This is a genomic window from Sphingopyxis sp. UBA6723 (assembly GCF_002454115.1).
Classification (GTDB): Bacteria; Pseudomonadota; Alphaproteobacteria; order Sphingomonadales; family Sphingomonadaceae; genus Sphingopyxis.
Genome location: NZ_DKIH01000010.1, coordinates 137563 through 161816, shown reverse-complemented (window position 1 = coordinate 161816; position 24254 = coordinate 137563). Strand labels below are relative to the sequence as shown.

Annotated in this window: 25 protein-coding genes; 24 read left to right on the top strand and 1 reads right to left on the bottom strand. The window is 61.8% G+C overall.

Going from position 1 to position 24254, the window contains the following annotated elements; genetic code table 11:
• The first annotated feature begins 77 nt into the window (after positions 1-77).
• The 10 genes from B4F07_RS09315 to B4F07_RS09270 all read left to right on the top strand — a co-directional run bounded on the left by B4F07_RS09315 (position 78) and on the right by B4F07_RS09270 (position 11710).
• The gene (locus B4F07_RS09315) at positions 78-221 is read left to right on the top strand and encodes a hypothetical protein (protein ID WP_168196078.1); all 144 of its coding nucleotides are present in this window, start codon (positions 78-80) and stop codon (positions 219-221) included.
• Position 222: 1 nt separating this feature from the next.
• The gene (locus B4F07_RS09310) at positions 223-1647 is read left to right on the top strand and encodes an aldehyde dehydrogenase family protein (RefSeq protein ID WP_157228455.1); all 1425 of its coding nucleotides are present in this window, start codon (positions 223-225) and stop codon (positions 1645-1647) included.
• Positions 1648-1723: 76 nt separating this feature from the next.
• Positions 1724-3358 (top strand): GMC family oxidoreductase, encoded by a 1635-nt coding sequence (locus B4F07_RS09305; protein ID WP_292923121.1) that lies wholly within the window; start codon positions 1724-1726, stop codon positions 3356-3358.
• Between the two features lie 129 nt (positions 3359-3487).
• Positions 3488-5032, top strand: coding sequence for a class I adenylate-forming enzyme family protein (locus B4F07_RS09300; RefSeq protein ID WP_026108915.1), 1545 nt, complete (start codon positions 3488-3490; stop codon positions 5030-5032).
• Between the two features lie 66 nt (positions 5033-5098).
• Positions 5099-5893: an enoyl-CoA hydratase/isomerase family protein gene (locus B4F07_RS09295; protein WP_011415062.1), complete on the top strand. Its 795-nt coding sequence runs from the start codon at positions 5099-5101 to the stop codon at positions 5891-5893.
• Between the two features lie 43 nt (positions 5894-5936).
• Positions 5937-7175 carry a thiolase family protein gene (locus tag B4F07_RS09290; RefSeq protein WP_011415063.1) on the top strand — a complete coding sequence of 413 codons (1239 nt, stop codon included), beginning with the start codon at positions 5937-5939 and terminating at the stop codon, positions 7173-7175.
• A gap of 37 nt (positions 7176-7212) precedes the next feature.
• On the top strand, positions 7213-8358 hold the full coding sequence (locus B4F07_RS09285; protein ID WP_017499968.1) for an acyl-CoA dehydrogenase family protein: 1146 nt from the start codon (positions 7213-7215) through the stop codon (positions 8356-8358).
• Between the two features lie 105 nt (positions 8359-8463).
• A complete protein-coding gene (locus B4F07_RS09280) occupies positions 8464-9366 on the top strand; it encodes an SDR family oxidoreductase (protein ID WP_011415065.1) in 903 nt (300 codons plus the stop codon).
• A 197-nt stretch (positions 9367-9563) separates the two neighbouring features.
• Positions 9564-10628, top strand: a complete 1065-nt coding sequence (locus tag B4F07_RS09275; RefSeq protein WP_231679520.1) for a TonB-dependent receptor plug domain-containing protein — start codon at positions 9564-9566, stop codon at positions 10626-10628.
• Positions 10523-11710, top strand: coding sequence for a TonB-dependent receptor (locus tag B4F07_RS09270; protein ID WP_231679523.1), 1188 nt, complete (start codon positions 10523-10525; stop codon positions 11708-11710). Before B4F07_RS09275 ends, B4F07_RS09270 begins: the two co-directional genes overlap by 106 nt.
• A 164-nt stretch (positions 11711-11874) precedes the next feature.
• Here the strand turns inward: B4F07_RS09270 and B4F07_RS09265 are convergent, their stop codons facing one another.
• Positions 11875-12924: a LysR family transcriptional regulator gene (locus B4F07_RS09265; protein WP_293704733.1), complete on the bottom strand. Its 1050-nt coding sequence runs from the start codon at positions 12922-12924 to the stop codon at positions 11875-11877.
• A 32-nt stretch (positions 12925-12956) separates the two neighbouring features.
• Here B4F07_RS09265 and B4F07_RS09260 point away from each other — a divergent pair, with 32 nt between their 5' ends.
• The 14 genes from B4F07_RS09260 to B4F07_RS09195 all read left to right on the top strand — a co-directional run bounded on the left by B4F07_RS09260 (position 12957) and on the right by B4F07_RS09195 (position 24227).
• Complete coding sequence (locus tag B4F07_RS09260) at positions 12957-14102, top strand: CaiB/BaiF CoA transferase family protein (protein ID WP_026108913.1); 1146 nt, start codon at positions 12957-12959, stop codon at positions 14100-14102.
• A gap of 487 nt (positions 14103-14589) precedes the next feature.
• Entirely contained in the window at positions 14590-14916 is a 327-nt protein-coding gene (locus B4F07_RS09255) for a helix-turn-helix domain-containing protein (RefSeq protein ID WP_017499963.1), read from the top strand.
• Between the two features lie 86 nt (positions 14917-15002).
• Positions 15003-15749, top strand: coding sequence for a LuxR family transcriptional regulator (locus B4F07_RS09250; protein WP_017499962.1), 747 nt, complete (start codon positions 15003-15005; stop codon positions 15747-15749).
• Positions 15750-15841: 92 nt separating this feature from the next.
• On the top strand, positions 15842-16456 hold the full coding sequence (locus B4F07_RS09245; RefSeq protein WP_017499961.1) for an acyl-homoserine-lactone synthase: 615 nt from the start codon (positions 15842-15844) through the stop codon (positions 16454-16456).
• 5 nt (positions 16457-16461) lie between these two features.
• Entirely contained in the window at positions 16462-17343 is an 882-nt protein-coding gene (locus B4F07_RS09240; RefSeq protein ID WP_017499960.1) for a phytanoyl-CoA dioxygenase family protein, read from the top strand.
• Between the two features lie 30 nt (positions 17344-17373).
• The gene (locus B4F07_RS09235) at positions 17374-17685 is read left to right on the top strand and encodes a helix-turn-helix domain-containing protein (RefSeq protein ID WP_081095412.1); all 312 of its coding nucleotides are present in this window, start codon (positions 17374-17376) and stop codon (positions 17683-17685) included.
• Positions 17678-18199 carry a S26 family signal peptidase gene (locus B4F07_RS09230; RefSeq protein ID WP_017499958.1) on the top strand — a complete coding sequence of 174 codons (522 nt, stop codon included), beginning with the start codon at positions 17678-17680 and terminating at the stop codon, positions 18197-18199. The genes B4F07_RS09235 and B4F07_RS09230 overlap by 8 nt, the downstream gene beginning before the upstream one ends.
• On the top strand, positions 18187-18828 hold the full coding sequence (locus B4F07_RS09225; protein ID WP_017499957.1) for a lytic transglycosylase domain-containing protein: 642 nt from the start codon (positions 18187-18189) through the stop codon (positions 18826-18828). The genes B4F07_RS09230 and B4F07_RS09225 overlap by 13 nt, the downstream gene beginning before the upstream one ends.
• Positions 18829-18894: 66 nt before the next feature.
• A complete protein-coding gene (locus tag B4F07_RS09220) occupies positions 18895-19338 on the top strand; it encodes a hypothetical protein (RefSeq protein ID WP_136175471.1) in 444 nt (147 codons plus the stop codon).
• Positions 19339-19853: 515 nt separating this feature from the next.
• Entirely contained in the window at positions 19854-20825 is a 972-nt protein-coding gene (locus B4F07_RS09215; RefSeq protein WP_017499955.1) for an ArdC family protein, read from the top strand.
• Positions 20822-21256 (top strand): DUF2958 domain-containing protein, encoded by a 435-nt coding sequence (locus tag B4F07_RS09210; protein ID WP_017499954.1) that lies wholly within the window; start codon positions 20822-20824, stop codon positions 21254-21256. The genes B4F07_RS09215 and B4F07_RS09210 overlap by 4 nt, the downstream gene beginning before the upstream one ends.
• An 85-nt stretch (positions 21257-21341) precedes the next feature.
• Positions 21342-23153 carry a ParB/RepB/Spo0J family partition protein gene (locus tag B4F07_RS09205; RefSeq protein WP_017499953.1) on the top strand — a complete coding sequence of 604 codons (1812 nt, stop codon included), beginning with the start codon at positions 21342-21344 and terminating at the stop codon, positions 23151-23153.
• Positions 23154-23263: 110 nt separating this feature from the next.
• Positions 23264-23731 (top strand): hypothetical protein, encoded by a 468-nt coding sequence (locus B4F07_RS09200; protein WP_017499952.1) that lies wholly within the window; start codon positions 23264-23266, stop codon positions 23729-23731.
• Entirely contained in the window at positions 23724-24227 is a 504-nt protein-coding gene (locus B4F07_RS09195) for a hypothetical protein (RefSeq protein WP_017499951.1), read from the top strand. Before B4F07_RS09200 ends, B4F07_RS09195 begins: the two co-directional genes overlap by 8 nt.
• Positions 24228-24254 lie beyond the last annotated feature (27 nt).

The following is a 24254-nucleotide window of genomic DNA, read 5'->3' as shown; positions in this document are numbered from 1 at the left end:
CGACGGGGGCGGCGGGCATCCTCTCCCGCCCGCTGCCCCCGATTTTTTCGACCTGACTTTCAGACCGAGGAGTATCCATGATGCGTTCCACCGGCAACGGTCCCTCATTCATCGGCACGGCGTACAGAATCGAGCGCGCTGTGATCACTGAGATCGGCGCAGCTGAAAGCACCGCCCAGGCGAGCAGCGCCGAGCGGCCAGCGCGCCTCCGGACGATTTAACGTGGATGCGTCTCGGAACAGAACTGAGCTGGAACGAATTTTCGCGACCCAACGCGAAGGGACGCGTGAGCAGGTTTCGCGCAGCTACGAAGAACGCATGGACCTGCTCGGGCGCCTTGGCCGGATATTTGAGCAGCACAGAGACGAATTGGTCGATGCCGTTGCCGCCGATTTCGGCATTCGATCCCGCTACGAGACTATCCTGCTCGACCTGATGCTTGGCATATCGGAAATTAAATTTGCGCGCCGCAATCTGAAGACGTGGCTGAGGCCGCGGCGGGTGAAGACTGACATCTTCGGCCTTCCCGGTTCATCGCGCCTGGTCCCCCAGCCCCTAGGTGTGGTGGGCGTTCTCGGCACGTGGAACTATCCGCTCGGCACCATATTCGTTGGCGCGGCCGGTGCATTGGCGGCCGGCAACCGCGTGATCGCAAAGCCGAGCGAAGTTTCCGCCAACGCCGCCGAAGCCAGCGAGCGGCTTGTGCGCCGGTATTTCGCCGAAGAGGAATTCGCGATTGTCCAGGGCGGGCCCGACATGGCACAGGCGATGACGGCCCTACCTTTCGACCATATTCTCTTCACCGGTTCACCCGCGGTTGGCCGCAAAGTCTATGAAGCGGCGGCTGCCAACCTTACACCTGTTACTCTGGAACTTGGCGGCAAATGCCCTGCCATCGTGGGCAAGGGTGCATCGCTTGCACAAGTCTGTGAAAGCTTAGTGTTCGGCAAGCTGCTCAACGCCGGCCAGACCTGCATCGCCGCTGACTATGCCTTCGTCCATGTCGATCAGATGGAAAGCTTCGTCGCCGCACTCCGCGCTCAGGTTGCCAAATGCTACCCCAACGCGGCAAGCAACCCCGATTTCACCAGTATCATCAATGACCGACAGTTCGCGCGGCTCCAAGGTTTGCTCGATGATGCCGAAGCCAAGGGCGCGACGGTGCTCAACCTCTCGGACAACGGCGATGGAACGCTTCCTGAACGGCATCGGATCGTGCCGTTGGCGGTTCTCGACGTTACCGATGACATGGCGATGATGCAGGAGGAGATTTTCGGACCGATCCTGCCGATCATGCCATATCGCTCCGAAGACGAGCTCATTCGCTACGTAAACCGGCATGAGCGCCCGCTGGCGCTCTATTATTTTGGCGACGAAAGTGAGGAACGGCGCAAGATCATTTCCGAAACGCACGCTGGCGGCGTGACTCTCAACGGCACGGTCATGCACGTCTTCCAGCGCCGGCTGCCTTTCGGTGGCATCGGACAGAGCGGCATCGGTGCCTATACCGGCGTCGCCAGTTTCGAGCGCTTCACTCATTACAAGCCGGTGTTCTCTCAGCCGAAACTCAGCCTGCTTGGTCAACTTCTGCCACCCTATTCGAGCAAGACCGAAGGACTACTCAACATCTTCGAAAAGATCCTCTGACGTGGCTGCGGCGGTTGATGCTGGCATGTTGCATGACGCCGGGTCGCCAGCATGGGTCGAATGACAAGGGAAGCAAATGGCTGACTATGTAATTATTGGAGGTGGGTCGTCGGGCGGCGTTATCGCCAGCCGGTTGTCCGAGGACCCCGATGTCACCGTTTGCCTGCTCGAGGCAGGCGGCCCAGGCACCTCGCCGCTTGTGTCCACGCCCGGCGCTTTTGCGGCGCTGATCCAAGACTATCGGATCAATACGCTCAACTGGCGGTTCAACACCGACCCTTCAAAGGCGCTCAACGACCGCCGCCTCTACAATCCGCGCGGGAAGATGCTGGGTGGATCGAGCGGTATGAACGGGATGGTCTATATCCGCGGCGACCGGTCGGATTTCGACCACTGGGCCGAACTCGGCAACGACGGCTGGGGTTACAACGATGTCCTGTCCTATTTCCGCAAGGCTGAGAATAATGAGCGCGGTGAGGATGAGTTTCACGGCTCGTCGGGACCGCTTCACGTATCCAACGGCAAGCGCGAATTCGATGTCTATGATGCTTTCATCGAGGCGGCGACTGGACTGGACCATCAAGCCAATCCGGACTTCAATGGTGCCAGCCAGGAAGGTGTCGGCATCTATCAGTTTACCGTGAAGGACGGGAAGCGCGCCAGCGTGAAGGCGTGTTACCTTGATCCGGTGATGGGCAGGCGCGGCAACCTCCGCGTCGAAGTACATGCCCGCGTCCATCGTATCAGGTTTGAGGGCAACCGCGCGGTGGCAGTCGAGTATTCCCAGGACGGGCAGTTGAAGACGATCCCGTGCGAAAAGGAAGTCATTGTCAGCGGCGGCGCCTATAATTCGCCCCAACTGTTGATGCTTTCCGGTATCGGACCGCGTGATGAGTTGGAGAAGCATGGAATCGAAGTGATTCATGATATTCCCGGTGTCGGCCAGAATCTTCACGACCATCCTGACCTGATGCTGGTCTACCAGTCGAAGAAGCGGCTCGGGATCGCACTCAATGTCGTTGGCGCGCTCAAGACCGTGCGAGACCTATTCCAGTATCTCACGCAAAGGAAAAGCTGGCTGGCATCGCCGCCCACGGCTGCAGGCGGTTTCTTGCGATCCGCGCCGGGGCAGAACCGGGCGGACTGCCAGGTCCATGTCGTGCCGCTCGCCTATCGCGACCATGCGCGCGACTACAAGCTGATGACGAAATGGGGCTATACGATCATTCTCAATATTGGGCGCCCAAAGAGCCGCGGCTGGGTTGCCTTACATGACTCAAACCCCGAATCCGATCCCAAGATTGACCTCAATCTCTTGAGTCATCCCGACGACCTCAAGACGTTGCGCAATGCCTTCCGTGTCGTGCAGGAGATCCTGCATTCGGATCGCATGAAGGCGATGATGAAACGGCCTCTCTATCCTGACCGCTACCTTGAAACTGATGAAGAGATCGACGCCTATATCCGGGCAGAAGCCAATCATGCTTATCATCCGGTGGGAACATGCAAGATGGGCACCGACGAGATGGCGGTGGTCGACAACCGCCTGCGCGTTCACGGCCTCGCAAATATCCGCGTGGCCGATGCCTCGATCATGCCATCAATCGTCAACGGCAACACCAATGCAACCTGCATCATGATCGGCGAGAAAGCCGCCGACATGATCCGGCACGATAATATGAGCAGCAAGAATAGCATCGCAGAATATTGAATTGGACGATTGGATCAATGCTGCAGACACAGATGCTTACGAAAAGAAGTCCGGAGAGGCCTATCGCATGTCAGTTTATTATGTGTCGACTGCGCCATTGTGGGCGAGCGCCTTAGAGGAGCGCGGCTGATGGACGTCCGTACGCAAATACGTCGCGCCGCACGTTATTTCGCCCAGCAAGAGGCTCTCGTTCACGGCCACAGGCGGTTGACTTTCTCGGAAGCCTGGTTGCGCGGCGTGAAGCTCGCAAATGCTCTTGCGGAGTGCGGCCTTCAACCGGGTGACCGGATTGCTACGCTGGAGAAGAACTCCATCGAGGCCGCCGACATCATACTGGCGGCTGCCATTGGAAACTATACGCGTGTTCCTCTCTATGCGCGCAACCGATGTGAAGCGCACGCCCATATGATCGCGAGTACCGGATCTCGGTTGGCGCTGGTCGATGAGGCATTGGCTTCGGAGTTGGCGGGGCTGGATGCCCAAGCTCCGACGCTTGAGCGGATCATTATCCGCGATCACAACTATGAGAATTGGTTGGCGACAGCCTCGGACCGGGATCCTGATCCCGTCGTCGCGCCGGAGGACTATTGTGTCATCCGCCACACCGGCGGCACGACGGGCAAACCCAAGGGCGTTGCCTATCGGCACCGTTCATGGATGACGATCTCCGCCGCATTTTTCAGCATCGGCCCCCAAGTGGCCCCAGGGGATGCCATTCTGCATGTCGGCCCGTTGTCCCATGCATCGGGCTTCCTGTTCGTGCCGGCCTGGTATTGCGGCGCCCGCAACGTGATGATGGACGGCTTCGATCCAGCGTCCTTTCTTGACACTCTCGAGCAGGAACGGATCAGCCATGCCTTTGTAGCCCCCACCATGCTCAATGCCATAGTGCATCACGACGGGGCATATGGCCGCCACTTTCCGAATTTGAAGTTTCTGCTGAGTGCTTCAGCGCCGATCTCCGAGCCGACGCTTCGCAAGTCGTGCCAGATATTCGGGAATCATGTTCTTCATTCGGGCTATGGACAGACCGAAATCCTGCCCATCGCGTCTATGGGGCCCAACGAGTGGTTCGGCGAATTTGAAGGTTCTGCCCCAATTCGGGCGGTCGGACGTCCCATGAGTGGCGCCGATATCGAAATCCGTAACGAGGACGGAAAGGTGCTGGGACCAAACGAGCCCGGCGAGATCGTCGCACGGTTCGAAAATGGCCAGATGGAGGAATTCTGGAACGATCCGGAGGAAACCGCCCGGCGCATGGAAGATGGCTGGGTCAAAACCGGCGATGTCGGCATGATCGACACAAACGGATTTTTGTATCTGCTCGATCGCAACAACGACATGATCGTGTCAGGCGGCTTCAATATCTATCCCACCGAAATCGAAAACGTAATTGCCGACCATCCCGGTGTACTCGAGGTCGCGGTCTTTGGCGTGCCCCATGAAAAATGGGGTGAAACGCCGCTTGCAATGGTGCGTGTCAAGCCCGGAGCACAAATCACGGAGACCGAGATAATAGATTTGGTGCGCCAGCGTCTGGGCTCCGCAAAAAAGCCAAGCAAGGTCGTTTTTACCGCCGAGCCACTGCCGTTGAGCAATGTCGGAAAGGTGCTTCGTTCAAAGCTTCGAGAGCCCTATTGGGCGGGCCAGGACCGGCGCATTTCGGGGGCATGACCGACGCAGCCATCCTAGCCACATCCTCTATTCCGGTGACCGCCTGCCGGCGCGCGGGAGACTGCAATGGACTATGAATACATCCTGGTTGAGCAACGCGGCCCAGCGCTTTGGGTGACCCTCAACCGGCCGGCAGCGTTGAACAGTCTGTCGTTGGCTTTGGCCGAGGAACTCGCCGCAGCGATCGAGGCAGCGGAAGCAGATGCGACGGTGCGCGCTTGCATTCTTACCGGCGCCGGACGGGCGTTTTGCGCTGGCGCGGATCTGCTCGCAATTGGCGATGGAACAGGCGGACAAACTCTCGCCGAACGCTTAAATCTGTTTCTGCCGCCGCTCGGTCAGGCTTTTAACAGGATCGAGACGTCGCGCCTTCCGATAATTGCGGCGGTCAACGGCCTTACGCTCGCCGGCGGCTTGGAACTGGTGTTGTGCTGTGATCTCGTCATTGCCGCGCACCCGGCCAGATTTGGCGACGCCCATGCAAATTACGGCCTGTTGCCCGGCGGTGGAGGGTCGGTTCGACTCCCTAGGAAGATCGGCGAAGCGCGTGCGAAACATCTGATGATGACCGGCGGGACCATCTCGGCTGCCGAGATGAAGGAAGCCGGACTCGTGACCCAACTGGTTGCTCCCGAGGATCTCATTGCGGCAGCGCAAGCGCTGGTAGAATCTCTTGCAGAAAAGAGCCGGCCAGGGCTCGCCTACATGAAGCAGCTAGTCCGCGCTGCGCAGGATAGCTCGCTCGAAGTCGGGCTGCGTCAGGAACTCGAAACCATGGCTGCTTACGCCTTGTCCAACGACATTGTCGAAGGACTGGCGGCATTCCGGGAGAAGCGGAAGCCCGATTTTTCCGACCGGTGAGACCTGATCGGATGCGGAACACATTGGAAGAATGGATCAACGAATGACCGACATATTCGTCATGGGGGTTGGGATGACCCCGTTCGGAAAACAGTTCGACAAGAGCCTGAAAATGCTCTGCGCCGAAGCTTCGTCGCAGGCCTTTTCCGACGCAGGATGCACCGCCGGCGATGTCGAAGCCATCTTCTTCGGCAATTGCGTCCAGGGGCATATGGAGGGCCAGGACATGATCCGCGGCGAAATCGTGGCGCGAGCGATGGGCATCTCAAGCGTTCCCGTGGTGAATGTCGAAAACGCATGTGCGACGGCTTCCACGGCCTTGCACATGGCCGCCGCCTATGTTCGATCGGGGGCAGCGGATGTCGTACTCGCGCTCGGCGCGGAGAAGATGTACTCGCCCGACAAGGCGCTCATGTTCAGTGCATTCGATGGCGCTTGGGACGTGCATGAAACCGAGTCGGGCCGCGCGCAGCTGCTGGCCATGGGCAATGGCGTCGATGTTCCGGAAGGAACGACATCGAGTCAGCCTTACAGCGTTTTCATGGATGTATACGCCGCGATGGCACGCGCGCACATGAAGACCTACGGCTCGACGCAAGCGCAAATCGCGGCCGTCTCGGCGAAAAATCACATGCATTCGACGCGCAATCTGCTTGCCCAGTATCGCCTCCCATATACCGTCGAAAGTGTACTCGCTGCGCCTCCGATCGTTTACCCGTTCACACTGCCGATGTGCTCCCCGATCAGCGACGGCGCCGCCGCTGCGATCATCTGCAGCGAAGCCGGTCGGCGCAAACTGTCGGCAGCCCCGGACAGGGCGCTAAGAATCCTGGCGTCTGTGCTGCAAACCGGCGCCGCGCGCGATCCCTTTGATTATGACCACCATGTCAGCCGCCTTGCGGCGAACCGGGCCTATGCGATGGCCGGCGTGGGGCCAGAAGATATTGGCGTCGCGGAGGTGCATGACGCCACGGCGGTTGGCGAGATCATTGAAATCGAGGCGCTCGGCCTGACGCCGCCTGGCGAGGGCGGACTCGCGGCAGAGCGCGGTGAGACGGCGCTGGGTGGGCGTATTCCGGTAAACACGTCGGGCGGGCTTGAATGCAAGGGACATCCGATCGGCGCCACCGGGCTCGGCCAAATCTACGAGCTTGCGCTGCAATTGCGCGGCGAGGCGGAAGATCGACAGGTTCCGAATGCCCGGTTCGCGATCGCGCAGAACGGCGGAGGTGTCATCGGGGTGGAAGAGGCGGTGGTCGCCGTCACGATCCTGGGCCGGTAGTTGTCAGAGCGCGCCTAGGGAAACACGGGGTCACGATATGAACTTTGAGCTGTCCGATGAACAACGCATGGCGGTGGAAACCGTCCGCCGCTTTCTCGACAACAAGCTTGAGCCGGAAATCCGCCGGCATGGGGAGCGATTCATCCCCAAACCGCTCATGAAGGAATGGACTCAAGCACTGACCGGCTATGGCCATATTACCGCACCGCATCAGGAGCAATGGGGCGGGCTTGATATGGGATGGCTCACTCATCTGCTCATTTTCGAGGAGATCGCCTATTCCTCGCTCGATGTGGCCATACCCGGCTTCATCAACGCGGTTGGCGCAGAACTCATCCGCCGCTTCGCCCCGGAGACGATCAAGCAACGCTATCTTGCCGACCTCGTCGCGGCCGAGAAGTTCGTTTCGCTCGGCATCTCGGAGCCCGATGTCGGCTCGGACGTCGCCGCCATCAAGACACGCGCCGTACGAGACGGCGATTTCTGGGTCATCAATGGCGAAAAGACCTGGATCACCAACGGAGCCTACTCGGACATCTTCATCTGTACGTGCAAGACTGGCGAAAATGAAGTCACTCACATCCTGGTCGATCGTGACGAGAGTGAGTATGAGGTGCGCGATATCCAGAAGATGGCGCTCAACGGCCAATCGACTGCACAGATATTCCTGTCCGATTGCCGCGTACCGGTGGCAAACACGATCGGCCGGGTCGGCGATGGATTGCGCAATACGTTGCAAGTGTTCGAGATTGCCCGCTGCCATATGGCGATGTGGAGTATCGGCATCGCACGGCGAGCAATGGATGAGGCGATCGCGTACGCTCGCGATCGCGCGCAGCATGGCAAGAAGATCGCCGGCCATCAGCTGATCGCCGACAAGATCGCCATCATGGCGACCAAGATCGACGCAGCCCGTCTGTTGACGCACCGGGCAATATCCCTCGTCCAGGCGGGCACGCGCGCAGAGACGGAATGCTCGATGGCCAAGTGGTACGCCACCGAAATGGCGATCGAAGCGACGCGCGATGCGCTTCAGATCCATGGCGGCAACGGCGTCACCCGCGAATTCATCGTTGAGCGGCTGGTGCGTGAGGCGATCATTTGCCCCATCCCCGATGGCACGACGGAGATTCAAAAGCTTGTTGTTTCGCGCGCCCTGACCGGCATTCAAGCCTTTCGGTAAGGCTCAGACGAAAACGACAGCGTCGACGGAAATGGAGCCGCGTGCCTGACTCGCACAGGATCAAATGCGCAGATGCGTCGCTCAGGTAAAAGAGGCAGACAAGCGATGGACGAAGAGCTTCGTTTCGATGGCAGGGTAGTGGTTGTGACCGGAGCCGGAGGCGGACTTGGGCGCCAGTACGCGCTGATGTTTGGCGGGCGCGGAGCCAAGGTGGTGGTGAATGATCTGGGTGGCGACGAGAAAGGGAGCGGCAGCTGCTCCACAGCCGCTGACAATGTGGTCGACGAAATTCGAGCCACGGGCGGTCAGGCGGTGGCAAATTATGCGTCGGTCGAGGAGGGCGCGCTGATCATCCAAGCCGCGGTTGACAACTTCGGAACCGTTGACGTCGTCATCAACAATGCCGGCATCCTGCGCGATGTGAGCTTCCACAAAATGACCGACGAAGACTGGACACTGCTTCAGCGGGTCCATCTGAATGGGACGCGGGCAGTGACGCAGGCAGCATGGCCGATACTGCGCGACAAGGGCTATGGCCGCATCGTCATGACCACGTCTGCAGCCGCAATCTACGGCAACTTCGGTCAGGCCAACTATGCCGCAGCCAAGCTCGGAATATTGGGGCTTGCGAACGCGCTGGCGGAGGAGGGGCGGTCCAGAAACATCCAGGTTAATACGATCGCCCCAATCGCCGCATCGCGTATGACCGCGACTGCCTTTCCACAAGAGTTTCTCGCCAATCTCAGAGCGGAAGCGATCAGTCCATTGGTCGGTTGGCTTGCGCACGAGAATTGCAGCGAAACCAAAGGGCTTTTTGAAGTTGGAGCCGGCTATATCGCCAAGCTTAGGTGGGAGCGCGCGCTTGGGCACGCCTTCGGAGCGGACAGGGCGTTCACGCTCGATGATGTCGCCCGGCACTGGGGTAGAATTGTCGACTTCACGGATGCCGAGCACCCGCTCGGGCTGAATGACAGCCTTGAGGCGGTAGAACGGGCGCTGAGAGCGTAATCAACCCGATGAATTACCATGATATTTTTGAGCGGCCGTCGGGCTGCCGATGGCGTCGTGCTGCCGCCAGATATCGATGAGCAGCAGGAATAGTTCTGCAGCGAATTGAATTGGACGACGGCCCTCAAATGCCGCCAAACGGCATGAACTACACAATATCTCCTGGGAAGAGAGGATCAGCCATGAGAGGATGTCTATTGGCTTCTGCCGCGTTGTTGTGCTCGGGAACAGCATTTGCCCAGGAAGCAACGCCCCAGGCGAACGACCAAACCGGGAGCGCCACGGAAGCGCTGGCTGAGGACATTGTCGTTACCGCCACCAAAAAGGGCTATGGCGAAAGCGTGCAGAAAGTACCGATGGCGGTCACGGCTTTTGGTGAAGCGCAGCTGGATGCCAAGTTCGTCCAGAATCTTCAAAGTCTGAGCTACGACGTTCCCAACGTCCAGCTCGAGGATGTGGGTACGGCACCGGGCTATGCCAATTTCACTATCCGGGGCCTCGGCATCAACAGCACGATCCCATCGATCGACCCCACCGTAGGCGTTTTCACTGACGGTATTTACCTCGGCATCAACGCTGGTGTCGTGCTGGACAACTTCGACCTTGAGGGGATCGAAGTTCTGCGTGGACCGCAAGGCTTGCTTTTCGGTCGCAACGTTACCGGCGGTGCCGTGGTTGTGCGGACCACGCGGCCCAGCTTCGATTTTGGAGCCAAAGCCAAGCTATCCATTGAAACGGGACTGAAAAAGACCGTAAGCGGCACGGTTACCGGACCTATCGTCGATGACGTTTTGGCTGCCAAATTGGCCGTCTACTACAGCGACGACAATGGCTGGTTTCGCAACCGCTTCGACAATCGCAGCTTCGGTAAATCACATGACCTTATCATTCGCCCGGCACTTTCGCTCAAGGGTGGCGACCGCTTCCGAATGGATCTCCGCTATGAGCATGGCGATGTCGAAAGCGATGGAGCCCCTGTCCAGAGTCACGCGCTGTTTCCCGCGACAGCTTCAGGTTTTCGATCAATTTCCCAGGTTTCTATGATGCCAAATGGGACCAGGCGATCGTGGAAACCAACATCGATGTCGGTCTGGGCGAAGGCGTCTTCACCAACATCGCTGGCTATCGGAAATTCCGATCCTCCGCGGGCGCTGATATCGATGGAACACCACAGTCCTTCTTTCATGCCTTTTTCGAAATCGACCAGGATCAACTCAGCGACGAACTTCGTTATGCCGGAAGGTTCGGTGACGTCGAATTGACAACCGGTCTATACTATTTTTCCCAGGATCTTCGTTACGCCGAGCTGCGGAATCTTTTGGGCGGTGCTCGGATCGTTTCCGGTGGGGGTACGCAAGACCAGACAACATGGGGCATTTTTGCTTCGACCGACTGGCATTTCACCGATACGCTGACCTTGAATCTCGGCGCGCGGTATAGTTGGGAACGCAAAGCCGTTCGGGTCTCGGCCTTACGCGCAAATGGTTGCAATCTAGACACGCTGATCTGTGCAACCAATTTCGCCGACGCGGCAAAATGGCGAGGGTTTACGCCGAAAATCGGCCTTCAGTGGAAGCCGGATGACGACACGCAGATTTATGGCCTTTACACGCGCGGGTTCCGCAGCGGCGGATATAATTTGCGCAACACCGATCCCGCTGTGCCGCCGGGGCCATTCAATCAAGAGACCCAGGACAGTTTCGAACTCGGCGCCAAGAAGCAATTCGGGCGCCACCGGATCAACCTGGCGGCCTTCTACAATCGCATGAAGGACCTGCAGCGCGAGATCAACCTGCCCGGACCGCTTGGCGTCAGCCAGGTCATACGGAACACCGCCGACGCCACAATCAAAGGCGTCGAGGCCGAGGGGCAGTTTTTTCTTTTGTCCAACCTCGTGATTTCGGGTCAGCTCGGCTACGTGAATGGCCAGTATCGCAACGTCCAGTTCGACCTCAGCGGTGATGGCGTCATCAACGATGTGGATCGTGCGCTCAAATTGCCAAGGCTGTCGCCATGGACCTATGGCGTGGGGCTGACTTATGATCAGCAGCTTGGCGAATTGGGGACAGCAACGGCGCGTGTCAGCTTCACGCATCGCGACAAGGCGGCATTCACCGACAACAACGTCGGCTTCCTTCAGGGCGCCGATATGCTCGATGCGAGCCTCACATTGGCGACCGACAACAAGCACTGGCGCTTCTCCATCTATGGCCGAAACCTCCTGAATGAGGTGACGATTGGCGGCGATACACCTTTGCCGGCGGCCTTCGGGGGCACGGGTGCAAGCCTTTCACCGCTAAACAGGGGGCGCGTCATCGGCGGAGAAGTGGCGATTAGCTTCTAGGCCATTTTCGAGGCGAGTGGAATCACCCGCCAACTCGGAAAATGCCCAAGATCAATTTGCTAGAGCATTTCCTGCCGGAAAGCCGGTTCCCACTTCTGCGCGAAATGCTCTAGCTGATCGCGACGGATGCAGCGGATTTCCGATCGCACCCCGCCCCCTTGCCGTTAATCCGATGATGCGGTGCGCCATGCCTGACGAACAAGGCTGACGAGCGCACGGCCAGCCGGTTTTACCTGCCAGCGGCTACGCACAGCATAACAAAGCGTCAATGGATCGAATAAACCGATTCCCTCCAAGGCCACGAAATTGGCGCGAAACCATGAGTTCTCGGTGAACTGTTTTGCAACCATCCCGATAGCATCGGATGTGGCAACGATCCGTCGAACCAATTGAAAATAGTCTGTCATGTGGATCCAGTCAGCGGGACGCTTACCGCTTTTTTCGTACATCTGCTGAATGATCGATGTGTAGGGTTCGGAAGATGAGGGCACTACGAATTCGAACTGGACCAGCGGCTCCTTGCTGGTCGGGTTTATCCCCAGAATGGGATGATTGTTCCGCACAAAAGGCAGTATTTCGATCGAGGCGACCCGCTCGCACTTGAATTCCGGCCAGCGTGCAAAGGCCGCTTCAAGTCCAAAGGCGACATCGATATCGCCGCGCGACAGGAGTCGCACGCCCCTTTCGCTGTTGCCCGAAACGACTTCGACGCGCACTGCCGGATGGCGCCGCAGCAAAGAAACCAGAGGTTGGGTGAGCAACCAGTCGATTGACCCTGGGAACAGTCCGATTCGAAGCGGGCCCGCATAGGCGTCGGCGCGGCGGGCTGTATCTCCGAGTAGTTCAGCTGCGTCGGCAAGCAAGCGCGCTGCGCGATCAATAAATTCGCGTCCCTCCTCTGTCGGCATCGCGCCCCGTGAGGTCCGATGGAAAAGGGAATAGCCAAGATGCCGTTCGAGTTCAGCGACACTCTTGGTCACCGCCGACTGCGTGACACCAACCGCATCCGCTGCCCTGGAGAAGGAACGAAGCTGACCAACCGCGACGGCATGCTTGAGGCGAGAATCGAGCATGGACATGCCCCACAGGAATAATTGCTCCAGAGAATGAATTAGGCGAATCAAGGTCATTTTGTCAATCTTACTTTCGACACTGCCGCCCAGCACGACTGCAACCCGTCTCGAAATCTGGAGCGGCGAAACGGCCTGGATCAAAGCGCCAAGGTCTCAGACGCAGGTATGCCTGAATGACGAAAACTGGTCCGCTTGCAGGCCTCAAAATACTCGAAATTGCGGGCATCGGCCCGGCGCCGTTTTGCGGAATGCTGTTGGCCGACCTTGGCGCCGATGTCGTCGTCATTGAACGCGTAAGCCCTAACTCCGAAAATATCGATCTTGGCAGCGGCGCCATTGTGAACCGCGGGAAACGTGTAATTGCCTTGGATCTGAAGTCCCCCGAAGGCGTCGCGCATGTCCTGGATCTCGTCCAAAGGGGCGATGTACTGATCGAAGGCATGCGGCCTGGGGTGATGGAGAGGCTCGGCCTTGGTCCCGAGGTTTGCCTAGCGCGTAACCCCCGCCTTGTATTCGGTCGCATGACGGGTTGGGGGCAGCAGGGACCTCTCGCCCAAGCGGCCGGCCATGACATCAACTATATCGCGCTGTCAGGAGCCCTTTGGTATGCTGGGCATCCCGGTGAACCGCCAATGGCGCCGCCAAGCCTGGTAGGCGATATTGGGGGTGGAGCGCTCTATTTGGCCATCGGCGTCCTCGCAGCGGCAATGCACGCGCGGGATACCGGGAATGGGCAAGTGGTTGACGCCGCGATCGTCGATGGGAGCGCTCACATGATGAACTTGCTCCTGAGCCTGAAGGCCGCCGGCCAGGTTGCCAGCATACGCGGCTGCAGCATCCTTGACGGCCCTCACTGGTACTCGACCTATCGGTGCGCCGACGGGAATTTCATCTCAGTCGGATCACTCGAGCCCAAGTTCTATGCGCTGCTTTGCAAAAAGCTGGGGTTGGCCGGCGATAGCAGTTTTGACGACGGCTATGATCGTGATGCCTGGCCCGAGCTCAAGCAGCGTTTTAGCGAGATATTCGCCATGCGGACACGGGAAGAATGGCGCACACTGCTGGAAGGCAGCGATGCCTGCTTTGCCCCCGTGCTTGATCCGGACGAAGCGGCGCGCCATCCTCATATGGCAGCGCGAGGCGTCTATCGGGAGATCGACAATATCCTCCAGGCAATGCCGGCGCCACGTTTTTCGGGCTCGTCACTACCGATCCCCGGACCGATCCCGCTGCATCATGAAGATCCGAGTACAATTCGGCGGGGCTGGAGCAAACCGGACCGCTGCGGGATTACCGCCAGAACCGACTGTTGCGAGTAGTCGGTTGGCATGGTGGGCGGCCAGCGGCCCGACACGAACGGTGATTTCATAACTATGAACCAATGCGACGCTCCGCTTCGCTGCGCTGCATTCAAATCAAAGGAGACAACGACACACAGGCACGTCAAACTATCCGATGATTCCTGTACGCCACGCCGGAACGGCGATTGCGGACGTGTCCACGGGACGTTGTTCGCATCGTGATTCGCTCGGCGCTTGAAATCAATGCTCGCCCCGGATGTGACGACGCCGATGGGATTTCCACTGCGGCGTCCACGGCCAATGTCCTGGCGTGAGGGCTTCGGTCATCGACCGATTCGACCGTCCGAATGCGGTCTTTTGGCGCGCCTGAGAATCCGCATCAGAGTTGAGTGCGCGTTGTTCGGGAATCTCATTTAAATATTTGTAAAAACGTAATAATATAGATAATAACTCCAACCTGTATCCAGTGTGGAGTAATGGTCGCAGGGCGTGAACTTACGCCCTTATGGATGCGTCGAAGTCCTTCAGTTTGAATCTCAGGAAATTGCGGCTTGCGATGCGCATCACGCAAGAAGCGCTCGCCCATGATGCGGGCACGAGCAGCTCTTATCTGAGTGCGATCGAAAATGGCCGGTCGAGCCCGACGCTGAAAGCAATGGAGCGGCTCGCGAAGGCACTCGGCGTTAATGCCGTCTATCTCTTGTCCGGCCGGATATCGATCTCGATCGTTTCGGACGACGAACTGGAAATCGGCGCGATACTGGCGCGCCCGGCGGTGACGCTCCGGCGCCATCCGCACAAGCCGACGGGGCGGCCGAGCAAGACCAAGTAAATCATCGGGGGCTGCACGCGCGTGGGCTGGAACCACGCGCCCGATAGACGCGCCCGCAACGCGCGCGTCGAAAGGAGTGCCCCTCGGTGCCGTTTCGCGACCTCGATGCCTATATTAAGCAGGCCAGGCGCGCGAACAGTGATCGCGAGCTGTTCAGTTGCAGCGAGGCCGCCGCACGCCAGCTCGGCCTCCCATGGCTCGCGATCGTCCAGAGCATGGCCTTCTTTCAGCCCGGTGGGCGATATTTCCGCATGGACAATTTCCAGAGCTGGGGCGACGTTTTCGTCGCCGAAGGCTATTACCGCGACGATCCCGCCTTGCTCGCGGCGCGCTCGACAAGCCGGGCGTTCTGCTGGCACGAAATGGAGCGACTGCTGGGCGGCTTCACGCGGCGACAGGCGCGCATCGTGCGCGAAGCCGCGCGTCATGGCCTGCGCAACGGCCTCACCGTTCCGATTGGCGTCGCCGGCGAGCCGCCCGGATGCTGTACGTTCGCAACGCGCGACGGGCAATTGCCGCCATCGCATATCTGCCGGATCGCGACGCTGATGGCGAGCGAGGCGTTTACCGAGGCGCGGCGCTTGCACGGCTTTCCGGCGCGCCCGCTGAAATTACCCCATCTCAGCCCAAAGCGGCTCGAATGCTTTCGCTTGGCGGCGATGGGCAAGAGCGACGTCGAGATCGGGATCATGATGAACATCGCCCCGACGACAGTGCGCACCTACATGCGTGACCTGCGCGAACATTTCGGAATCTATTCCCGCGCGCAGCTCCCGGCGATCGCGCTCGCCTGCGGAATCGTCTGCATCGAGGAGATCGTCCCGCGGTTCTGAGCGGGATCGCCGCATCCTCAATATTGACGACTGTTTGAGCCCTTCATCTCTGCTCCCTTCGCGACTGTTCAATTTGAACGGGAGCTACTGCCATGATCCATATTGTCAAAGGGTGCTCGCTTACCGATGCGCGCGCCGCCTCGATGTTCGAGGACCGCAAGACCCTGTTCGTCGATCTGCTGGGCTGGGATGTTCCGGTCGTCGGCGGCCGCTATGAAATCGACAGCTATGACGGCGACAAGGCGGTCTATCTGATCGCCACCGACGATGGCTGCATTCACCAGGGGTCGATGCGGCTGCTATCGACAGAGGGCGCACATCTTCTCGCCGATCGTTTCGCGTCGCTCTGCGAGTGCGATGCGCCCCGGGGGGAGCAGGTTCGCGAGATTACGCGACTTTGCCTGCCGCAACGATTGGGCGCCCCCGGACGCCTGCGTGTCCGCAACCGGCTCATCTCGGCGATGGTCGATCATGCGCTCGGCAGCGGAATCACCATGCTAACCGGCGTCGTGACCGCTGCTTTTCGCGAGGAGGTTTTGGCGATGGGCTGGCGCGCAGCGCCGCTCGGCCCCGCGCGCCGCATCGATGGCGCGTTCCTTGGAGCGTTCCGCATCGAGATCTGCGCCGGTACGCCTGCGCTGCTGGCGTCGAACGGCATCTATGTACCGGGTGCGATCACTCCCGATGCGGCGGCAAGAGCCGCGTGAAGGGAATGGCGATGCACGACCCCGCCCGCCTCGCCGCGATGCTGCTCGCCGACGGTTATGTCATTGTCGATAACGCCGTGCCGACCGAGCTAATCACCGCGCTCGAAGCCGAACTCGCACCGCGCTTCGTCGCCACGCCCTTTTGCGAAGGCGGATTCTACGGAGCCCGCACCAAGCGCTTTGGCGCGTTGTTGCGGCGTTCACGGCATATCGCCGGCCTTGTGCTGCACCCGATCATCCGCGGTATCGCCGAAACGGTGCTCGGGGAATGGTGCGATCGTATCGTTCTCAACCTCACCCAGGCGATCGAAATCCATCCCGGCGCGCTCGCGCAGGTGCCGCACCGCGACCAGGATCTCTGGGGCGGCGTCAAGACCGGGATGCACTATCAGATCAACGTCATCTGGCCGATCGATCCGTTCACGCTGGAGAGTGGCGCGACGCTGGTCTGGCCGGGCAGCCATCACGATGCGGCATCGCAACCGGGCGATGCACGTCCGGTCGCCGCCGAAATGCCACCCGGCTCCGCGCTGCTGTTCCTCGGATCGATCCTGCATGGTGCCGGCGCTAACCAGTCCGATCATGTGCGCCGCGCGGTCATCACCTCCTATTGCCTCGGATGGCTGCGGACGTTCGAGAATCAGTATCTCGTCTATCCGCCCGCCATCGCTCGAGCGTTCGATCCCGATCTGGCCGCGCTCATCGGCTATGCCCAGCATCGCCCCAATCTCGGCAATGTCGAAGGCCAGTGCCCGTCCGTGCTGCTTCACCGGGACGATATCGACGGCCTCCCTGCGATCGACGCGCTGCTCCCCGGCCAGGCCGACATGCTGGATGCCTATGTCGCCGAACAGGAAGCCGCGCGTGCGGGCCTGATCGGCGGGTAACGCGGGTTCGTCGGACCGGGCGCTGCACTCATGACACACGATCCAAACCCCGAAGCAGGCGGCGGCGCGCGAACACGGATCGAGGCGGATTCATCCGCTGTGGACGGTGGAGCCACGGCGTCGTCGGCCGCGGAGCGCGCTCGGCGGGCACGCGAGCATTGCCCGTTTCTGACAACCAAGCAGGCCGCGTTCCATCTCGGTCTCGCGGGGGACACGCTCAAGAAGATGCGCCGGGAGCGGCGCGGCCCGCCGTGCCGAAAGCATGGCACCGTCTGGCGCTACCATATCGACGATATCGAGGCCTGGTCGCGCGCGAACATGCGGGAGGGAGGCAATGGCTAGGCTGCTACCCTCCCGTCTGCCGGCTAAACCCACCGCGCTGATCGGTCTCGGCGCGGCCGCGCTGGCGACCACGATCGCGCTGCCGCCAACGCCGTGGCTGGTCTGGAACGCATCGGCCAGCGCGCCGATCGGTCTCTATGCCGTCAGCGGACGGCAGGACATCGCATCGGGCGACATGGTGCTGGTCCGGGTGCCCGACCGCTGGCGCCGGCTCGCCGCCGAGCGGCGCTACATTCCGATCAATATCCCGCTGGTCAAGCGCGTCGCGGCCGCGCCCGGCGATCGCGTCTGTGCGCGCGGGCGGGAGATCTATGTCAACGGCCACCCGGTGGCCGAACGCCGCGAAGCCGATGGCCGCGACCGTCCGATGCCGTGGTGGAATGGCTGCGTGATGTTGCGTTCGGGCGCATTGTTCCTGCTGATGGACAGCCCGGATTCGTTCGATGGGCGTTATTTCGGACCGACATCGCGCGGCGACGTCATCGGCGAGGTGCGACTGCTGTGGCTGGGCTGAGGGTCGCCATCACCGCCCTGGCGCTGCTGGCGGCGGCACCGGCTGACGCGCAGTCGGTCGTTCACTGGCGGCCCTATATCGAGGCAGCCTCGGCGCGTTTCGGCGTGCCGGTAGAATGGATCGAGCGCGTCATGCGCGCCGAGAGCGGCGGGCGCACGGTGCTGGACGGGCGCCCGATTACCAGCCACGCCGGCGCGATGGGACTGATGCAGCTCATGCCCGGCACCTGGTCCGAAATGCGCGCGCGGCTCGGGCTCGGACGTGATCCCCATAGCCCGCGCGACAACATATTGGCGGGGACGCTCTATCTTCGTCTGATGTATGACCGCTTCGGTTATCCCGGACTGTTCGCAGCCTATAACGCGGGACCGGCACGCTATGCCGAGCACGTGCGGACCGGCCGCGCGCTGCCCGGTGAGACCCGCGCCTATCTCGCGAGCGTCGCCGGAGTGCCCGTCAATTCCCGGTCGGCTGTCACGGCCGCCAGTGCAACGCCGCGTACCGTCAATGCCATCTTCTTCGCGATCGGCGACCGGCCCCCTGCCGGCCGGAGCGAAGCCGGTGCGGCCACGCTGTTCGTCGCGCTGCGATCGACGTCGCCCGAGAAGAACGCGCCAGACCGCCCATAGTGCGAGCCGATCGGGGCTTCATGCCGAATCGTGTTTCTGCTATGTTCCGAGCCTATGGAGTTGGTCGTGATGTTGCTCGGTCTGATCCTGTCCGCCACCGGCATCGTCCTCTTCGCCTGGGCGATGTTCCGGCTCGCCGTCTTCGCACTCCCGGTCGGGCTCGGTGCGGCCGCATTTCTGTGGGCGGGGGGTGGCGAACTGGGGCCGTTGCTCGGTCTGCTTCTCGGCCTCGTCGTCGGCGTCGCGGTCTTGCTGATCGGACGCATGCTCATCGCGTCGCGGTTGCCCGTTCCGCTTCGCGGAGCGATCGCGCTTCTCTTCGCCGTGCCCGCCGGGATCGCCGGCGGCAGTGTCGTCTCCAGCCTGATGCAGCTCGGCGGTGCGGGGCCGACCGCGACCGGCATCGCCGCGGCGGTCGGCGCGATCATCATCGCCGGTGCCGCCATGATGAGCCTGTTGCCCGCGATGACCGCTTGCACCGGTTCGAACGGATCCCCGCTGCACGGTTGATCTGTTGGGGCCAGTGGGCCGAGTGCTCGCTCCTCGTGTCACCGCGCGCATGGCGACCACGACGAGAGTGCTTCAAGACGGCAGGGTCTGACCTGACGCATCCGGGTTTTCAGGCGCCTCGCGCCTGCGGCGCGACCGCCGCTCTATTCCGCTAGGCTCACATCCGTTCGCCAAGCTCCACCGGGCCACGCTTCGCGCGTCCCGGCCAAAGGTGACGATCGGACTGGCGGGATGCCGGAGCCTTGCTCCGGCCTGTCGTCGCCGCGCCTGACCGGCGCGGCGGCATTTTTCGTTGGGCCTTCCCCTCGTCGCGCGGGTGGGCGGCGCTCCCTTCTGGGCCCGGCCCGGCGTCCCGCAAGCCGGCCTTCGACTGCGCTCGGGTCCGGCTCCTCCATTGCATTTCGGCCCTGCGGGTGCGGACCGCCTCCTGGCCGCGCCCGGCAGGTCGCAATTCGCCGCCCACCCCCGCTCCGGGGGAGGCCCTGGGGTTTTTGGGGCGGCATTGGAGGATAGCCATGCACCAGACCGGCAGCCAACGCGCGCGCGCAGAGGGCAGCAAACGCCAGCCCCCGGCGGAGCGCGCCAATCTTTACGACGAGGTGACGGGCCGCATTGTTTCCGAACTTGAGGCGGGCCGCTTCCCTTGGGTCCAGCCTTGGGGCCGCCCCAATGGTCAAGGCTTCTCCGCCGCCCCCGGCCTCCCGCGCAACGGGCTCACCAGCCGCAATTACAGCGGCGTCAATGTCCTGATCCTGTGGGGAGCAGTGATCGAGAACGGCTATCCGTCGCAATCGTGGCTGACCTTCCGCCAAGCCTTGGAGGCGGGCGGCAATGTCAGGAAAGGCGAGCGCGGGACAAGGGTTGTCTATGCCGACCGCTTCACCCCCGAAGCCGAGAAGGAACGCGCGCGCCAGACCGGCGGCGAAGCCCGCGCGGTGCCGTTCCTCAAACGCTTCACCGTGTTCAACGTCGCACAGTGCGAAGGCTTGCGCCCCGGCCTTGCCACCGACCCCGCACCGCTTCCCGAACGCCAAGTCGTGCCGATCGCCGAAGCGGTCATTGCGGCATCGGGCGTCGATTTCCGCATCGGTGGGGACAAGGCCTACTATGTCCCGAGCGCCGACTATGTGCAGGTGCCCCCGCAACCGGCCTTCCACGAACAGATCAATTTCTACCGGACGGCGCTGCACGAACTCTGTCATGCCAGCGGCCACCCGTCGCGCCTCAATCGCAATCTGCGCAATGCGTTCGGCAGCAAGGACTATGCGCGCGAAGAATTGATCGCCGAGATGGGATCGGCCTTCCTTTGCGCCGCGCTCGGCATCGTGCCGACCGTTCGTCACGCCGATTATCTGGCATCATGGCTCGACGTGCTGCGCGAGGACAATCGCGCGATCTTTCGCGCGGCCAGTCAGGCGAGCAAGGCCGCCGATTGGCTGCTTGCCCGCTACGCCGAGACGCAGGACGAAGGGAGGGAAGCGGCATGATTACGCTCCCCCATGCGATCCTTTCGGCGCTGCGCGCGAATGCGCGCGCCAGCCGCCTCCACGAGCAGCGCGACGAACGGTTCGACCCGTTCCCGGTGGTCAAATTCTTCAATCCGGTCGGCGCGGCGACGTGGATCGCCACCGAGCTTTACGACGATGGAGACACGCTGTTCGGCCTCGCCGACTTGGGGTTCGGATGCCCGGAAATGGGCGTGTTCTCGCTTACCGAGATTGCGGGCGTCCGCTTGCCCTTCGGCCTGTTCATCGAGCGCGACGAGCATTTCGAGCCGCTGGCCCCGCTTTCGCTATGGTCCGATACCGCGCGGCGCATGGGTGCAATCGTTCTGGCCGAAGCCGAACTTCGCCGCATCACCGATAGCCGGAACGGCAACGAGCTTCCGCCGCCTCTTGATGATCGAGGGGCCGGATGACGCGCGGCGCGTTTCGCCGCATTGAGTGCCGGTCCCGCCCATCCAGCAAGACAAACGGGACCGGCGCTCCAGAAGGAGCAGACCAATGAAACTCGACTTTATCGACCATAGCAAGCTGGTTCCGTCCAAGGTGAACATGCGGCACGGACCCAAGCCCCCGGACGTGGGCGACATTCTGCCCTCGATCCGCAAGCGCGGTGTCATCGTGCCGCTGATCGTGCGCCCGCAGGCGGGCAACGATAATGGCGTCCACGAAATCGTCGCCGGGCGGCGGCGCTGGACGGCGAACGCCATCGCGCTTGTCGAGGGCATCGACCACGGCCCGCTTCCCGTCGCCATCCTCGACGCCGGGGACGACGCCGACGCCATCGAGGCATCGCTTCTCGAGAACACCCGGCTCGATCCCGACGAGGTGACGCGATGGGAAACCTTCGCACGGCTGGTCAAGGAGGGCCGCGACATTGCGGATATCTCCGCGACGTTCGGCATTCCCGAGCTTGGCGTGAAGCGTATCCTAGCGCTCGGCAACCTGCTTCCGCGCATCCGCGATCTTTACCGCAAGGAGAAGATCAACGCGGCGACCGTCCGGCATCTGACGCTGGCGAGCAAGCAGCAGCAGAAGGCATGGCTGGCGCTCTACGACGATGACGACGCCTATTGCCCGACCGGCCAGCAATTGAAGGCATGGCTGTTCGGCGGGCAGTCGATCAAGGTCGAACATGCCCTGTTCGACGTCGATGCGAGCGGCCTTGCGATCGTCGCCGATCTGTTCGGCGAAGACCGCTATTTTGCAGATGCCGACGCGTTCTGGACCGCGCAGAACGCCGTAATCGACGCGCGCAAGGAGGACTATCTGGATGCCGGATGGTTCGACGTGGTGATCGTCCCGCCCGGCGAATATTTCTACCGCTATGAGTTCGCCAAGGCACCCAAGCGCAAGGGCGGGCGCGTGTATATAGATGTGCGCGAAAGCGGCGAGGTCGAGGTCCACGAAGGCTATGTGACGAGCAAGGAGGCCAAGCGGCTCGAACGCGGCGAGGCAATCGAAACCGGCCCCAAAGTGCCGCGCCCCGAAGTGACGAGCACGATGCAGACCTATATCAACCTGCACCGTCATGCCGCTGTCCGCGCCTCGCTGACCCGTCATCCCAAGGTCGCGCTGCGCTTGATGGTCGCCCATGTCATCGTCGGGTCGCCACTGTGGACGGTCAAGCCCGAGCCGCAGACCGCGCGCAACGACGATGTGCGCGAAAGCGTCGAAACTTGCCGCGCGGAAACCGACTTCGACGCGAAGCGCCGCGCCGTATTGGACCTTCTCGGCTTCTCGCCCGAGGAACCGACCGTCACAGGCGGCAACGGCGACGACTTCGGACTGGTCGGCGTGTTCCTGCGCTTGCTCGACGTGCCCGACCGCGCCGTAATGGACGTGATCGTCATCGTCATGGGCGAAACGCTCGCCAGCGGCAGCGCCGCCATCGAGGCGGTCGGCGGCGAGATCGGCGTCGATATGGCCCGCTACTGGCAGGCCGACGACGCCTTTTTCGAGTGTGTCCGCGACAAGGAGGTGCTGACCCGCATCGTCGCCGAGGTGGCGGGCGAACCTGTCGCCGCCGCCAATGCGAAGGAACCGGGCAAGGTCTTGAAGCGCATCGTCCGCGACCATCTGGAGGGTGCGAACGGGCGGCCCAAGGTCGAGGGTTGGGTGCCGAAATGGATGGCGTTCCCGCCCGCTACCTATACGGCGCGCGGCGGCGTCGGCACCGTCGCGGCTCATGCCAAGGTGCTCGCGGCGCGCCCCGACCGCGAGCCGGAACCGACCGGCCCCGGCGCGGTGATTGCGCTTCCGGCCCCTGCCAAGGCCGAGCCGCAGGAACAGCCCGAGCGCGAAGCCGCATGAAACTGGACGGGCGGCGGCGCACCCGCCGCCCGTTCCGTCCCCCATAAAATCGCCGCGCCGCTCGGCCGCAAGCGGCCCTCGCGGCGCGGATTTCAGACAGGAGACTTGTCATGGCCGACCGTGTTTCGGCATCCATCACCATCGGCGGGACGCTCCCCGCCAGCCAGCTTCCCGCCTTCGCCGAGGCCATCGCGAACGAAGGGCTGTCCACCGAATGGGACGGCGAACCCTTCGCGCTCGGCGATCTGCCCGAGGGCGAGCCCTTGGCGCTCATGGCGCACGAGGTCGCCTGGGGGCGGTTCGAGGGACTCGAAGCCTTCTGCATCGCGCATGGGCTTTTCTTCGCGCGCTGGTCGGGCGCCTATGCCTGCCAGTGGGGTGCGGAACGCACCGTGTTCACCGGCAGCGGCGAACCGCAAAGCTACGCTGCCGACGAGGACGACTATATCCTCATGGGGCGCTGCACCGCCGAGCGATTGGGCAGCTATGCGGCGATCATCGCGCATTTCGATGCGGCCGACTTCGCGGTGCCCCCGCTTGTCATCACGCCCGAACGGGAGGAGGCGAGCAATGGCTGACATCTGGATTCAGGGCAGCTTCGCCTTTCGCTGCACCGCCGCCGAGTGCGCGCTGATCGAGGAAGTCGCAAACGCTGGCTACGCGCTAGCGAATGACGACGCGCCCGATCCGCCGAGCGCGGCGCTGCTCGCAGCCTTTCCGCCGGACGATGCGAACGCGCGGTGGAGCGGGTTTCGCGAGGCGTTCAACGATCCCGAATTTCCCACCATCGGAGCCGATTTCATCGCTGAAACCTGCCCCGACGATCCATCCGCGCGGATCGTGTGTTTCGCCAGCATGGACGATTTCGATGCCGCTGCCATCGCGGTGGTGATCCAGCGATGTTGCCCCGAAACGCTCGCCAAGGGGCCGATCGGCTTTGAATGGGCCATGACCTGTTCCAAGCCCCGCATCGGGGAGTTCGGTGGCGGCTGGTGCGCGATTTTCGCAGACCGCATCGAGATCGACGCGACCAACGAGGCGCTGTCGCGCGCGCTCGCGGGCGACGGCAACTAGCCCAAATCGCGCCGCACTGCGCGCTCG